Below are 14082 nucleotides of genomic sequence, written 5' to 3'. Positions count from 1 at the left end.
CGGCGGGTCCGGCTGCGCGCAACTCTCCCGGCAGTGCTGGAGGGCGCAGAATGGCTTGCATTGACGCTGCCCGCTTAGCAAGTAGCGCATCAAGGCGCCTCCAAAGCGATGCGACATCGGTATTCATTGGTTGGGAACCCTGCTAAGTTTTCCGTGGCCATTTATCCCCAGACGGTCCATTCAGGATGCAATCCCACCATTCCTTCCCTGACAGGCGTAGCCAGTCGTGCTCAAGTGCATCGGCCATATCGGATAGATAAGCAGCAAGGCTTGGGGCCACGACAAGTTGTGCATTCGCATTGTTGTCTTGTTCCCATACGACCAGTTGACCGACCCTACCCGCGGGACCAGGCGCCAAATCAATAAAAAGCCTCACTCCTGTAACACTTTTCGCAATAGGAATCCACTTGGGGTTCCAGTAGTCAAAACGTACGCATTGATGTGCCGCAATCGAATCGTTAGGCTGGAACCACATATCAGCATTGCCATCCGCTGCAATGCCCTCCTCACGGAACGTCGACAGGAACTTCGTGTCCTCCCTTATGCGATCCAAGTCATGCCAATAGAGGAATGGGAAGAAGGCGAGCGAATTCCAGTCTTGGAAATGCTGGCCACCGTGACACATGTAACATTGGCGTGCGTCATCGGGCAACCTTAACCTCAAGGTGTGCTCAAGCGCGTCGATATCGGCAGACTGTGCTGGCGGCTTCAAGATGGCGTACATCGGCTCCGCCCTTTCCAGGAGCAGCGTATCCAGGCGCTTCCATAGCTGTACCACGGTGGCATCCATTGCTATCTCACTGAGTTACATGCACCCAGAACGCGTCACCGCCATACTCACGAACGAACGCTGGATAAGGATCTACACGGGTTCCAGGCTGTCCGGTTTCATAGGAGCGATCAATGACGCGTTGCTGTCGATAGAATGTTAGCAAGTCATTTCCACCTTTTGCATTGTGAGCGGACAAGATGTACTTGGCTGAAGTGGTCGATGGCAATTCGAATGCCCCCTGGTACGTGCTTGCGAAGGGATATTCGTCACATTGGCACGTAGCCACACCGCCAGTTGGTGAACAAGAGGCGCTGGCCTTGGGATTCTGACTGATAAGCGAGCTCGAACTACCACACGATGCGTATCGGTTGGCGTCCCTCATTATCTCGATTTGCGTGCGCTGCAGTTCAAGACCGTTCCCTCTTACAGAATCATCGGCAATCGCTCGAAAGCCGGGTTTCATCTGGAACTTGCCCGGCGCACCGGCTGCCTGGGCTTCCATGATGTGAGCTGCATATTCCTCCGCGCCGGCAGGAGATACGGTAAGCACCGCAGCGGCTTGGGGAAAGACGCAGCCGTTTTCCCCACCGTGCGCCACCCCGCGGTCGCAGCGTACAAGGATCCCGGACGAATCGAGCCGCGGATAGAACGAGATGGTCTGCCCATAGGCGCTCTGGAACGATGCACCATCGGGCGCAAAGGCGAACGTGTCGAACTTGACCGGGAAAGTCAGCGCGTCCCGCTTCAATTCGGCGGTCTGAACCCAATTGAAGGTGATCGTGTACTCGCTACTGACCTCCCCGCCATTCAAGGGAACGCTCAGAGGGCTGCCAGCCACGGTGCATTCCGGCGTGTAGCCCGAGACCTCCTGGGATTCGCCGCAGGCAAAGATCGGCATGACCTTGATGAGTGGCTGCTTGACGGGTCCCTTGTACTCAAGGTTAGGGTTGAATCCCTCCGCCTTGACGCTCACGGCCACGCGCTTGCTGAGGCGGTTGTAGGGACCATAGACGCTCATCTTGGTACGAAAGCGAACCGTTCCGATCGAATCGCTGACGACGTCACCGGTTCCATCGACCTGTGGATTGGCGTAGCTGTAGACGCCGTCCTTTTCCTTGAGCTCGACGTAGAGGTCGAACTGGTCGCTCAGGCCCGAACGGCAGTCCACATGCCGGTTCACCAATGCAAGCTGCTGATTGTCGCTCGAGGTGTCCTCGCTCATGAAAATGTAGTCAGCGTCGTTCTGGCACTTGTCCTGAGTGATGGCGGGCACGTCGACCTGGACTACCGCAGCGGGTCGGAGCATCGGCTCCTGCGTGGAAAGGGTTGACTTGGCGTCCGGTGCACCGTCTCCTCCGCAGCCGGCAATCAAAGCAACAAGGGTAGCCGCAGCAAGCGTTGCGGCGCGGGAATCAAAAGCAAACCATTGGCTCCGTGAGCGCATGAGCTGTTTTCCAAATTCGTTTTATCCCCACGGCCGTCGTGCACACAACCGTTCCTGACCACAGACTTGGCACCAAATGCGGCGCAAGAATATCACTGGATAATTTGGAATCGCTCGAAGCAACGGATGAAATAAATTTCCATCTGGATTAAAAGAATGGCTTGCCGATGTATTTGATCAAAGGCATCTTCTCGTATTTATGCTAATTTTCTCCTAACTTTTTCCGTCAACTGAAATTCAGCAAACGGAATCCATTCCCATACGAAAGAGGGATATAAATGCAATCCTTTATCGTGTAGCGATGTTTCGGTCAGATCACTGGAGCCGGCGCCCGGATCAGCCGCACCGCGACGCGACGGCCTTGTTCCCCGCCGGGAGGAGAATGAAACTACGTCGGCAATAAGAAACTGTCTTTTGCCAAATGCCCCTTCTGAAGACTCCGCGTGGGTCGCGATCTGGAATTCGCATGTGCGGTGCATTGTCCACAATTCGTGGATAGTCCATCCCAACGCGCCCTCTCAATTTCCCACCGTTTGCTGCCTACACTGGTCCCCTCGACACGCACGGGAGACCGCAATGGCAGACCATTCGATCCGGAACAAGACCGTCCTGATTGCGGGCGGCGCAAAGAACCTTGGCGGCTTGATTGCCCGCGACCTCGCCGAGCAAGGCGCGAAGGCGGTGGCCATCCACTACCACAGCGCGGCCAGTCAGGCCGATGCCGAAGCGACACTGGCGGCGATCGAGCGCGCCGGAGCCCGGGCCGTTGCGTTCCAGGGCGATCTCGGCAGTGCGACTGCGGTCGGCAAACTGTTCGCCGATACGGTGGCCGCAGTGGGCAGGCCGGACATCGCCATCAATACGGTGGGCAAGGTATTGAAAAAGCCGATCCTCGAGGTCAGCGAAGCCGAATACGATGAGATGGCCGCGGTCAACGCGAAGTCCGCTTTCTTCTTTCTGAAGGAGGCCGGTCGGCACGTCAACGACAACGGCAAGATCGTGACGCTGGTGACTTCGCTGCTGGGCGCATTTACACCCTTCTATTCCGCCTATGCCGGCACCAAGGCGCCAGTCGAGCATTTCACGCGGGCCGCCGCCAAGGAGTTCGGCGCGCGCGGTATCTCGGTAACCGCGGTTGGGCCGGGGCCGATGGATACCCCGTTCTTCTATCCCGCAGAGGGCGAAGACGCGGTCGCCTATCACAAGACCGCGGCGGCGCTGTCCCCGTTCTCGGCGACCGGCCTGACCGATATCGAAGACGTGGTTCCCTTTATCCGCCATCTCGTCAGTGACGGCTGGTGGATCACCGGTCAGACCCTGTTGATCAATGGCGGCTACACCACGAAGTAAGCGGTCGGCGGTCTGACGACGTTCTCCGCGGATTCCCCCTGATTCCCCCTACCCCCATTTACGGCCTGCTCGCGCCCGGTTCCATCGGCGCATGAGCGGGCCGTTTTCTTGCGCCCCGGCTCCCGGTACGACGGCCGATGCCGTAGCATGGCGGCAACGGAAGAAATCGTATGGACCGATTGGATCAATACCGCGTCTTTGTCCGCGTGGCGGAAATGGGCAGCTTCATCAAGGCGGCGCATGCGCTGGATCTGCCGCGTACCACGGTGTCGGCGGCCATCCAGCAGCTGGAACAGGGCATTGGCGTCCGCCTTCTGCACCGGACCACGCGGCAGGTGCAATTGACCGCCGACGGCATGCTGCTGCTCGATCGCGTTCGCCCGCTTCTTGACGAGGCCGACGACATCGGCCAGATGTTTCGCGCCAGCCAGCGCGCCGTCTCGGGACGGCTGCATGTAGACATGCCGAGCCGCATCGCACGGCGTCTGGTTGCGCCGGCGTTGCGCAACCTGTTGCGGCGCTATCCCAGGCTTCAATTGGTGATGGGGTCGACCGACCGCGCGATCGACCTGGTACGTGAAGGCGTCGATTGCGCGATCCGGGTCGGGATGCTGCAGGACAGCAGCCTGGTGGCGCATCGGCTCGGCATGCTGACCCTGATCAACTGCGCCAGCGCCGACTATCTGCACGAATACGGCATGCCGGCGCATCCCGGCGATCTTTCGCAAGGCCACTGGGCGGTGGGCTATGCCTCGCCGACCACCGGACGCGAGTTGCCATGGGAATACATGTCGCACGGCACGCTGCATCATGCGACGATTCCGAGCCGCCTCGTCGTCAACAATGCCGAAAGCTATGTCGCCTGCTGCACCGCCGGAATTGGCCTGATCCAGATCCCGCGTTTCGACGTACAGCACCTGCTGGACCGAGGCAGGCTCGTGGAAGTCATGCCCGAATTCCGCCCGCCTCCGATGCCGATTTCGCTGATCTATCCGCATCGCGGCCATCGATCGCGCCGCGTCGGCGCGTTTATCGAGTGGTTCGAGGAATTGATCCATCCGCATCTCCAGGCCTGATACCAGAGAAGCGCCACGATCGCGCCGCGAACCACCTGCACCCGCACCTGCATCGCCTCACTTTTTCACGGTCGAGGAAACGCCCTCCCCTTTTTCGGCCCCATAGGTCTTGACGAGGTAATCGACAATCGCCGGTATGTCCTCGTCTTTCAGCGGGGCGCCGAACGGCTTCTTCATCTTCTTGACGGTGGCTTCCCAGTAGGTCCGCGACGAAGTCACGGGCTGCGTCGAGACATATTGCGCGGAATGGCAGGTCATGCAATTTTGCAGCGCAAGCGCGTATCCCGGCAGGGTACTGGGCTGGTACATGGCCGTTTCCTGAGGGAGCTGGACTTCGAGCGCTGTCGCACTCGATGTTGTTGCGAAGGCAATGAGCGCAGCAACGATGGAAGGCAATGTCGTTCTTTTCATGGTCCCTCACCTGACGATGATGCGCGTGGATTCCACCACGTTGCGCATGTATCCAGCCGGATTCCAGTTCGCCGTCAGTGGCTGCGTCTCGCCAGACCGGCTTTTCGCCCGAACCCGCAGGTCATAGGTGCCCTTCCTGTTCGGACGGAACGCAATGGTCCACTCCCGGAACGAATACCGGCCCAGGTCCTTGCCAAGCGATGCCGCGCGCCAGCTGGCGCCGCCATCGTCGGAAAATGCGACGTCCTGGATGCCGTGCCCGCCGTCGAACGCAATGCCCTTGACGATGACGTCCCGGCCCATCGGGACGACACTGTCCTGCATATGGCTCGTAATAAAGGAGCGCACATTGAATCGGCCAATCGGAACGGTGCTGCTGGGCGCGGTGCCTGGCGTGACGCAAGCGCAGTCGTTCGCCGGAATCCGATAGGCGGCGTTCATCCAGAATCCGTCGAACGGCTTATCCAGTACCTGGATGTGGGACAGATGCTTGACCCAATACGTACCGTAGTGCCCAGGCACGACGAGGCGCAATGGGTAGCCGTTCAGCATGGGCAGGTCCTTGCCGTTCATCGCCCAGGCCAGCATGACTTCGCCATCCATCGCGTGGTCGGCGGTCAGCGTCTTGACGAAGTCGGGTCCTGTTTCCAACGGAGGGCGGTCCAGTCCATCGAAACTGACCTGCACCGCGCCGGGCTTGATGCCTGCCTTTTCCAGCAGCGCCCGCAGCGGAATGCCGGTCCAGCGGGCATTGCCCATCGCGCCATTGCCAAGCTGACCGCCATTGACGCGTGGATCGGAGAATCCCCGGCTATTTCCCGAGCATTGGTTGACGGCGACCAATTCGACGGGATCGGCAATCTTGCGCAATTCCCGCAGCGACAGCTCCATCGCGTTGCCGACATGGCCGTCGATCTTCAGGCGATAGCTGGCGGGATCGATATCCGTGGGAATGCCGCTCCAGTGATAGCGCACGAAGAATGCGTCATTGGGAGTGATCACGCCTTCGCGAAACACTTCAAACGGTGTTTCCAGCTGCGGTGGCCGGCTTGTCAGCAGAATCAGCGGACGCTTCTGCGGAAATGCCACCAGCTCGCGATGGCCGTTGTCGAACGGCATTTCCCTGGTCCGCGTCGCTCCGAACACGCTCGGTGCCACCAGGCCGAGCGTTCCCTGAACCGCTAGCGCCGCACCGCTTTTGATGACGGTGCGGCGGCTTGGATCGGTAACGCTGCGCTTATGCTGGTCCCCCATTCAAGTCTCCTCGTCTTTCGAATATTGAATGGCGACCAGCGTAAAAGATCGGGGAATACAAGTAAAACCGGTAATTTTGATATCGCTTACCGGGAAATCAAATGCCTTTCGCCGTTCCCTGAAGCCTTATCGCCTATCGAACCGCCGCTCCCGGCCTCTTGAGCCTCAAGGTCTGGCCCATAGCGCTTGGTTGACATGCAAACCATCTACCCGGCAAAATAGTTTGCATGCCACCCATTCCGCCGTCCCAGCCCCCCGATCTCTCCGCCGTCGAACAATCCCCCGCACGTCTCGGCCGTCTGGTCGGCGCCGTCTATCGCCGCTGGCGAAAAGCCGTCGACCAGAGCTTTCGCGAGCTCGGGCTGACCGATGCTTCGCGCGCGCCGCTGGTGGCGCTCTATGAATCGTCGGCGCCGAGCATGCGCCAGGGCGAGCTCGCCGAATACCTGGCGCTCGACAAGTCGTCGTTGGTCAGGGTGTTGTCGCAGTTGCGCGAGATGGGTCTGGTCGAATGGGAGGCGGACGAGTCCGACCGGCGCGCCAAGAGCATTCGCCTGACGACGAAAGGCCGGGCGATGGCCAAACGCATGCTGGGCAAGAGTCTGGAAATCGAAGCGCAGATCCTGCAGGCGCTGTCGCCCGAAGAATTGCGCACGACCCGTGCCGCCCTCGAGAAAATCGCACGCCGCCTGACCGAAGTCTGAAGCGGCCCCGATCATGCAGTCCTCACAACAAGCGATTCCCCCTTCCGTCCGTGCCCCGATGTGGTTGCTGGTGTTGGTGACGCTCAGCGGCACCATGGCCATGCATATCTTCGTGCCGGCGCTGCCGCTCGCCGGCGCCGATCTGCACGCCAGCACCGCGGGCATGCAGCAGACCATCACGTACTACGTATTGGGACTGGCCTTTGGCCAACTGATCTATGGGCCGGTCTCGGACACGATCGGGCGGCGGCCCACGCTGCTGATCGGGCTGGCTCTATACCTGTGCGCCAGCATCCTGGCCCTGTTCGCAACGTCGCTGACCTGGCTGCTGTTCGCGCGGATGGCGCAGGCGCTCGGCGGCGCTGCGGGCATCACGCTGGGCCGATCGATCGTGCGCGACACCGCCGCGCCTGACCGTGTGACCAGCGAACTGGCGCTGCTGAACCTGCTGACGCTGGTAGGCCCGGGCCTGTCGCCGGTCGTGGGATCGTTTCTCGCGGACCAGTTCGGCTGGCGTGCGATCTATGTATTCCTGGTCGCCATTGCCGGGGTGATGGTGTACTGCGCCTGGCGGCTGCTGCCCGAGACGAATCCGGAGCGCCGATCGCTGCAGGTGTTGACGATCGCGCGAGACTACCGCCGCCTGCTGCGCAATCGGCGCTATCTCGGCTTCATGGTGGGCGGGTCCTGTTCGACGACCGCGCTCTACCCGTATCTGGCGACCTCGCCGTACATCGTCCATGACCAGCTGGGTCTGCCGGTCTGGCAGATCGGCTGGTTTGCCACGGTCACGATCGTCGGCGCCAGTGTGGGAACGATGATCACCAAGCGCCTGGCGGGCCAGCTCAGGCCGGAGGTCTTCCTGAATGCCGGCGCGGGGCTGAGCCTGTCGATGGCATCGGCGTTGCTGCTGGTGCAGCTTGGCGGCTGGCTCACCGCCCCGCTGCTGATCGCCATCACCTTCATGCTGACGGTCGGGGCGGGACTGGCCAGCCCCGCGGCATTGTCGCGTTCGATCTCGGCGGTGCCCGGACTGACCGGCGCGGCCGCCGGCCTCTACGGCTGCGGGCAAATGGCGATCGGCGCGTTGGGCACCAGGCTGGTCGGATTCGGCTCGACGCCGGCGACGGCCTGCGCCATCGTGCAGATCGCGATCACCGGCGCGGCGCTGTGCGCATACCGCGTCGCCGCGCGCGCCGATACTGACTGACGGTCTTACTCCGCCGCGATCTTCATCGTCTTGACGTCCCGCTCCCAGCGCACCAGCTCGTCGTTGATGCGGGCGCGGAATGCCGCCGGCGTGCTGCTCTCCGGTTCGACGCCCTGCTGCGCCAGCGCGGCGACCACGTCGGGCTTGGCCAGCGCCTTGGCGGTTTCGCGCGCCAATTGCTCGACGATCGCCGGATCGGTGCCGCCGGTGGTGAACAGCCCGTACCAGCTGGAGAAGTCGTAGCCCGGCACGCCGGCTTCGGCCATGGTCGGCACATTGGGCAGCGACGGGATGCGCTTCTTCGTGGTGACCGCCAGGATCTTCGCCTTGCCGGTCTTCAGCGCCGCCATCGCCACCGGGACCGAGCCGAACACCATGTCGACGTTGCCGGCGTACAGGTCGTTCATCGCGGGGCCGTTGCCCTTGTAGGGGATGTGCAGCAGGTCGATGCCGCCCAGCTTTTCCATCAGCGCACCGGAGACATGCAGCGTGGTGCCATTGCCCGACGAGCCGTAGGTATAGGCGCCGGGCTTCTGCTTCGCGCCGGCCAGCAGTTCCTTGACATTGTTGAACGGCAGACCGGTCCTGACCATCAGCACATTGGCCGCCTCCGCAACCAGCGACACCGGAGCCAGGCCGGTGCGCGGATCGTAGGGCATCTTGCGGGTCAGTGCCGGCATGATGGTCTGCGCGCCGGCGCTGCCGAGCAGCAGCGTGTAGCCGTCGGGGGTCGCCTTGGCGACCATGTCGGAGCCGATCAGGCCGCCGGCGCCGCCGCGGTTTTCGACCACGACCGACTGGCCCATGCTCTGCTGCAGTTCCTTGGCCAGGATGCGGGCGATGGTGTCGTTCGCCCCGCCCGCCGCGAAGGCAACCACCATGCGGATCGGCTTGGATGGGTACTTGTCCGCGGCGACTGTCAGCGAAGGCATCGCGCACAACGCGGCGACGGCGAGCAAGGTACGGCGGCGAACGGGGTTGCAAACGGGGTTGCGAACGGTGTTGCGAACGGCGGGCATGGCAGGCTTCTCCTCTTATGGTCGCCCGATGTTACTGGCCCGCTCAAATAAAGAAAATTAAGACTTTATTTGCCGTCTCCCAAGAAAAACTTAAGGCCAATGCCCGCCCCAAAACGGATCCCCAAGGTGTTACCCAACGGGGCATCCGAAGCACTATGTCGGGGAACGTTGCCCCACTGTGGACGCGTCGGCCTCCTGCGTCCGCTCGCTCGACCAGCCGCCGCCGAGGGCCCTGAACAGGGCGGCCAGCGCGCTTTGCCGCTGCGCGGCCACGTCGATCAGCGCCGTTTGCGCGGCATAGTGGCTGCGCTGCGCCTCCAGATAGCGCAGATGGTCGTCGACGCCGGCGCGGTAGCGCGCCTCGGACAGGCGCAACGTCTGCTCGCTGGTCTGCGCAACGGCGCGGCGGGCCACTTCTTCGCGGCGCAGCGTGTCGGTCGCCGCCAGCGCGTCCGAGACTTCGCGGAACGCGGTCTGGATCGTCTTCTCGTAGTTGGCCACCGCGATGTCCTTGCGCACATGGGCCAGATCGAGGTTCGCGAGATTGCGGCCACCGGAGAAGATCGGCAGCGTCAGTTGCGGGGCGAACGACCATACCGTCTGGCCCGCGCCGAACAGGTTGGACAACTCGCCGCTGGCGCTGCCGAACATGCCGGTCAACGTGATGCGCGGAAAGAACGCCGCGCGTGCCGCGCCGATGTCGGCATGGCGTCCGCGCAGCCGCTGTTCCGCGGCGAGGATGTCCGGCCGGTGAATCAGCAGCTCGGACGGCGTGCCGGGCGCCAGTGTCTGCACCAGCAGCACGTCGTCGCGCGGCGCTTGCGGCAATTGCGCGGCGATGTCCGGCACGCCGACCAGCAGCGCGAGCGCATTGGTGGCCTGGCGAAACTCGCGGTCGGTCCGTTCGAGGTCGGCGCGCGCCTGGTCGGTCAGCCCGCTCGCCTCGTAGAAATCGAGCGCGGTCGCCGTGCCGGCCTGGCGGCGCTGGGCAATCAGCCGCAGCGACGCTTCGCGCGTCTGCAGCGTCTGCGTGGTCAGCAGATGGCGCCGCTGGGCGCTGTCCCGCGCCAGATACGCCTGGATGACCTCGGCGACCAGGCTGATCCGCGCGCTGCGTGCGGCCTCCTCGGTCGCGAAGTATTCCCGCAGCGCGGCTTCGGACAGGTCGCGCACGCGGCCGAACAGGTCGAGCTCGAACGCCGGCACCGCGATGCTGGCCTGCACGGTCTGCTGGACAGAACCCATGCCCGGCTGGCGCAGGTCCTCGGCCACGCGTTGCCGCGTGCCGCCCGCCTCAGCCTGCAGCCCCGGCACACGGTCGGCACGTTGCACGCGATACATCGCGCGCGCCGCCTCGATGTTCAGCACCGCCTGCCGCAGGTCGCGATTGTTCTCGAGCGCCAGCGCGACCAGCTCGCGCAACTTGTCGTCGACGATGAAGCGGTCCCATTGCAGCACGGCGGCCGATGAGGGCGCGGCCTGTGCTTCGCCGGCCGCCATCCCGGCCATCTGCGTCATCGGGCCGGACGTCCATTGCGTGGGCACTGGCGCCGCCGGCCGCTCATAGACCGGCGCCAACGAGCAACCGGTCAGGGCTGCAGTGACGCTCAACAGCAGGCACGGCAACGTCGTGCGGTATCGAATCGATTTCATTGCGCGCCCTCCGTCGTCGTGGTTGCAGTCGGCGTCGTGGTTCGTGCGCTGTCCCCTGCATTGTCCCGATACCGCTTGAAGCGCGACAGCACCCAGACAAAGAACACCGGGGCAAACACCACACCCAGCGTAGTCGCGGTCAGCATGCCGCCGATCACGCCGGTGCCGATCGCGCGCTGGCTGGCCGCGCCGGCGCCGGTCGCGATGGCCAGCGGCACGACGCCCAGAATGAAGGCCATCGACGTCATCACGATCGGGCGGAACCGCAGCCGCGACGCCTCCAGCGCGGCGTCGATCAGCGGCATGCCCTGCTCGCGCAGCGACTTGGCGAATTCCACGATCAGGATCGCGTTCTTGGCCGCCAGACCGATGATCGTGATCAGCCCCACCTTGAAATAGACGTCGTTCGGCATGCCAAGGGCATTGACCGCCAGCACCGATCCCAGCGCACCGATCGGCACGATCAGCATCACCGAGGCGGCAATCGCCCAGCTCTCGTACAGCGCGACCAGCAGCAGGAACACCACCAGGAAGGACAACCCGAGCAGCAGCGGCGCCTGCGCGCCGGCCTGCCGTTCCTGGTACGACAGCCCAGTCCATTCGTAGCCGATGCCTGCCGGCAGCCTGGCGGCGATCCGTTCGATCTCGGCCATGGCCTCGCCGGTACTGAAACCGGGCGCGGCGTCGCCCATGATCTTGATCGTCGGATAGCCGTTGTAGCGCGACACCTGCACCGGGCCGATCTCCCACTCCGGCGTGGCGAACGCGCTCAGCGGCACCTGTTCGCCGCGCACGTTCGGCACGTTCAGCGACAGCAGCGCTTCGGGCGTCATGCGGTCGCGCACGTCGGCCTGCACGACGACCCGCTGCAGCCGCCCGACGTTGGCGAAGTCGGCCACCGTCGCGGAACCATAGGCGCTGGAAATCGCGGTGTTGATCGCCTCGAAGCCGACGCCCAGCGCCTCGGCCTTGTCGCGATCGATATCGAGGCGAAGCTGCGGCGCGTCCTCCAGACCCTCCATCATCGCGTACGCCAGCACCGGCGAGGCGCTGGCCTCCTTCAGCAGCGTATCGCGCGCCGCCACCAGCGCGGCGCGTCCCAGGCCGCCGCGATCCTGCAGGCGCAGCGCGAAGCCGCTGGCATTGCCCAGCCCTTCGATCGGCGGCGGATCGACCGCCATCACGCGCGCCTCCTTCAGCCCCGCAAACTGCGCGTTGAAGGCGGCCACCTCGTCGCTGGCATGCTGGCCGCTGCCCCGCTCCGACCAGTCGGTCAGCGTCGGAAAGCCCAGCGCCGCGTTCTGGCCGCTGCCCGAGAAGCTGAAGCCCAGCACCATCGTGGTCGACTCCATCGCCTTGCGGCCGAGCAGCCAGCTCTCCAGTTCCTTGACCACGGCCTCGGTGCGCTGGTTGGTCGCGCCCGGGGGCAGTTGCACGTCGACCACGAAGTAGCCCTGATCCTCGATGGGCACGAACGATTCCGGCAGCCGCGTGTACAGCAGCGCCAGCAGCGCCACCACCATGCCGTAGACGATCATGCAGCGGCCGGCGCGGCGCAGCAGCTTCGAGTTCAGCGCGGTGAAACGCTCGGTCAGCCGGCTGAACCGGCGGTTGAACCAGCCGAAGAAGCCCCGCTTCTCTTCATGATGGCCTTGCGGAATCGGCTTGAGCAGCGTCGCGCAAAGCGCGGGCGTCAAGGTCAGCGCGAGAAAGCCCGAGAACAGGATCGACACGGCCAGCGACAGCGAGAACTGCCGGTAGATGACGCCGACCGATCCCGACATGAAGGCCAGCGGGAAGAACACCGCCGCCAGCACCAGCGTGATGCCGATGATGGCGCCCGACACCTGGCTCATCGCCTTGGCGGTCGCCTCGACAGGCCCAAGCCCTTCCTCGGCCATGATGCGCTCGACGTTCTCGACCACGACGATGGCGTCGTCGACCAGGATGCCGATTGCCAGCACCATGCCGAACATCGTCATCATGTTGACGGAGAAGCCGATCGCATACATCACCGCCAGCGTGCCGGCCAGGCAGACCGGCACGACGATGGTCGGAATCAGCGTGTAGCGCAGGTTCTGCAGGAACAGCAGCATCACCAGGAACACCAGCACCACCGCTTCGACCAGCGTATGGATGACCTTCTCGATCGCGACCTCGACGAAGCGCGAGGTGTCGTAGGGGACCGAGTACTCGATGTCGTCGGGGAAGGACCTGGACAACTCCTCGAGCTTGGCGCGGACCGCACGGGCGGTCTCCAGCGCGTTCGCGCCCGGGCGCAGTTGCACCGCGGCGCCGACCGCGCGCTTGCCGCTGGTCAGCATGTCGAAGTTGTAGTCCTGCAGGCCGACCTCGAGGCGAGCAACGTCGGCGAGCGTCACCTTCGAGCCGTCGGGATTGGCGCGCAGCACGATCGCGCCGAATTCCTCGGTGGTCGTCAGCATGCCCTTGACGGCGATGGTCGCGCTGAGCTCCTGGTCCGCGCTGCCCGGCGGGCTGCCGAAGCTGCCGGCGGGCACCTGCACGTTCTGCGCGGCGATCGCCTCGTTGACATCGGCGACCGACAGGCCGAAGCCGAGCAGCTTCTGCGGGTCGATCCACACGCGCATCGCGGCCTCGGCGCCGAAGAACTGCACCTTGCCGACGCCCGGCACGCGGCGGATCTCGTTGTTGATCCGGCGCGCCGCGTAGTCGGCCAGCGTGACCATGTCCTTGCCAGCGTCGTCGCCCTTGAAGTTGATCGAGTAGACCAGCAGGAAGCCCGCGCTGACCTGCTCGGTACGCAGGCCCTGGCGGGTGACCGCGGCCGGCAGGCGTGCCTCGGCCTGCTTGATCCGGTTCTGCACGTCGACCTGCGCCAGATCGGGATCGACGCCCGGCGCGAACGTCACGGTGATTTCCGCGATGCCGGCCGAGCTGCTGGACGAGTCGTAGTACAGCATCCCCTTGGCGCCGTTCAGTTCCTCCTCGATGACGCTGGTCACCGAATCGACCAGCGTGGTCGCGGACGCGCCCGGGTAGACCGCCGAGATGGCGATCTGCGGCGGCGCGACGGTGGGATATTGCGACACCGGCAACGATGGCATCGCGAGCAGGCCCGCCAGCACGATGAAGATCGCCAGCACCCAGGCAAAGTTGGGGCGATGAATGAAGAATCTTGGCAGCATGATGTCTGTTCAGTGGCGCGGC

At 63.8% G+C, this 14082-nt stretch carries 11 protein-coding genes; 4 read left to right on the top strand and 7 right to left on the bottom strand.

What is annotated here, in order from left to right; translation table 11 throughout:
• Positions 1-142: 142 nt before the first annotated feature.
• Together LRR16_RS06205 and LRR16_RS06200 are read right to left on the bottom strand one after the other, a co-directional pair.
• On the bottom strand, positions 143-790 hold the full coding sequence (locus tag LRR16_RS06205) for an SMI1/KNR4 family protein (RefSeq protein ID WP_232205192.1): 648 nt from the start codon (positions 788-790) through the stop codon (positions 143-145).
• Positions 791-797: 7 nt separating this feature from the next.
• Positions 798-2216, bottom strand: coding sequence for a hypothetical protein (locus LRR16_RS06200; protein ID WP_232205191.1), 1419 nt, complete (start codon positions 2214-2216; stop codon positions 798-800).
• Positions 2217-2792: 576 nt separating this feature from the next.
• Here LRR16_RS06200 and LRR16_RS06195 point away from each other — a divergent pair.
• Both LRR16_RS06195 and LRR16_RS06190 read left to right on the top strand, forming a co-directional pair.
• Entirely contained in the window at positions 2793-3566 is a 774-nt protein-coding gene (locus LRR16_RS06195; RefSeq protein ID WP_232205190.1) for an SDR family oxidoreductase, read from the top strand.
• Positions 3567-3736: 170 nt separating this feature from the next.
• A complete protein-coding gene (locus LRR16_RS06190; RefSeq protein ID WP_232205189.1) occupies positions 3737-4642 on the top strand; it encodes a LysR family transcriptional regulator in 906 nt (301 codons plus the stop codon).
• 57 nt (positions 4643-4699) lie between these two features.
• Here the strand turns inward: LRR16_RS06190 and LRR16_RS06185 are convergent, their stop codons facing one another.
• Together LRR16_RS06185 and LRR16_RS06180 are read right to left on the bottom strand one after the other, a co-directional pair.
• The gene (locus tag LRR16_RS06185; RefSeq protein WP_064575281.1) at positions 4700-5053 is read right to left on the bottom strand and encodes a cytochrome c; all 354 of its coding nucleotides are present in this window, start codon (positions 5051-5053) and stop codon (positions 4700-4702) included.
• A gap of 6 nt (positions 5054-5059) precedes the next feature.
• Positions 5060-6307 carry a molybdopterin-dependent oxidoreductase gene (locus tag LRR16_RS06180; protein WP_232205188.1) on the bottom strand — a complete coding sequence of 416 codons (1248 nt, stop codon included), beginning with the start codon at positions 6305-6307 and terminating at the stop codon, positions 5060-5062.
• Between the two features lie 227 nt (positions 6308-6534).
• Between LRR16_RS06180 and LRR16_RS06175 the strand changes: the two genes are divergently transcribed.
• Both LRR16_RS06175 and LRR16_RS06170 read left to right on the top strand, forming a co-directional pair.
• On the top strand, positions 6535-7011 hold the full coding sequence (locus LRR16_RS06175; protein WP_232205187.1) for a MarR family winged helix-turn-helix transcriptional regulator: 477 nt from the start codon (positions 6535-6537) through the stop codon (positions 7009-7011).
• A 13-nt stretch (positions 7012-7024) separates the two neighbouring features.
• Positions 7025-8221, top strand: a complete 1197-nt coding sequence (locus LRR16_RS06170; protein ID WP_232205186.1) for a multidrug effflux MFS transporter — start codon at positions 7025-7027, stop codon at positions 8219-8221.
• Between the two features lie 5 nt (positions 8222-8226).
• Here LRR16_RS06170 and LRR16_RS06165 read toward each other — a convergent pair whose 3' ends face one another.
• From LRR16_RS06165 to LRR16_RS06155, 3 genes are all read right to left on the bottom strand, one after another.
• A complete protein-coding gene (locus LRR16_RS06165; protein ID WP_064575275.1) occupies positions 8227-9240 on the bottom strand; it encodes a tripartite tricarboxylate transporter substrate binding protein in 1014 nt (337 codons plus the stop codon).
• 153 nt (positions 9241-9393) lie between these two features.
• On the bottom strand, positions 9394-10893 hold the full coding sequence (locus LRR16_RS06160; RefSeq protein ID WP_232205185.1) for an efflux transporter outer membrane subunit: 1500 nt from the start codon (positions 10891-10893) through the stop codon (positions 9394-9396).
• The gene (locus LRR16_RS06155; protein ID WP_232205282.1) at positions 10890-14057 is read right to left on the bottom strand and encodes an efflux RND transporter permease subunit; all 3168 of its coding nucleotides are present in this window, start codon (positions 14055-14057) and stop codon (positions 10890-10892) included. Before LRR16_RS06155 ends, LRR16_RS06160 begins: the two co-directional genes overlap by 4 nt.
• Positions 14058-14082: the final 25 nt, after the last annotated feature.

The sequence above is a fragment of the Cupriavidus sp. UGS-1 genome (assembly GCF_021213615.1).
GTDB lineage: Bacteria > Pseudomonadota > Gammaproteobacteria > Burkholderiales > Burkholderiaceae > Cupriavidus.
The sequence above is the reverse complement of the archived record's forward strand: the minus strand, read 5'-3'. Positions and strand labels throughout refer to the sequence as shown.

Excerpts from the sequence above, each read along its gene's own strand:
- LRR16_RS06160 (WP_232205185.1), bottom strand. The coding sequence starts at position 10,893 with ATGAAATCGATTCGATACCGCACGACGTTGCCGTGCCTGCTGTTGAGC.
- LRR16_RS06190 (WP_232205189.1), top strand. The coding sequence starts at position 3,737 with ATGGACCGATTGGATCAATACCGCGTCTTTGTCCGCGTGGCGGAAATG.
- LRR16_RS06185 (WP_064575281.1), bottom strand. The coding sequence starts at position 5,053 with ATGAAAAGAACGACATTGCCTTCCATCGTTGCTGCGCTCATTGCCTTC.
- LRR16_RS06170 (WP_232205186.1), top strand. The coding sequence starts at position 7,025 with ATGCAGTCCTCACAACAAGCGATTCCCCCTTCCGTCCGTGCCCCGATG.
- LRR16_RS06205 (WP_232205192.1), bottom strand. The coding sequence starts at position 790 with ATGGATGCCACCGTGGTACAGCTATGGAAGCGCCTGGATACGCTGCTC.
- LRR16_RS06180 (WP_232205188.1), bottom strand. The coding sequence starts at position 6,307 with ATGGGGGACCAGCATAAGCGCAGCGTTACCGATCCAAGCCGCCGCACC.
- LRR16_RS06195 (WP_232205190.1), top strand. The coding sequence starts at position 2,793 with ATGGCAGACCATTCGATCCGGAACAAGACCGTCCTGATTGCGGGCGGC.
- LRR16_RS06165 (WP_064575275.1), bottom strand. The coding sequence starts at position 9,240 with ATGCCCGCCGTTCGCAACACCGTTCGCAACCCCGTTTGCAACCCCGTT.
- LRR16_RS06175 (WP_232205187.1), top strand. The coding sequence starts at position 6,535 with ATGCCACCCATTCCGCCGTCCCAGCCCCCCGATCTCTCCGCCGTCGAA.
- LRR16_RS06200 (WP_232205191.1), bottom strand. The coding sequence starts at position 2,216 with ATGCGCTCACGGAGCCAATGGTTTGCTTTTGATTCCCGCGCCGCAACG.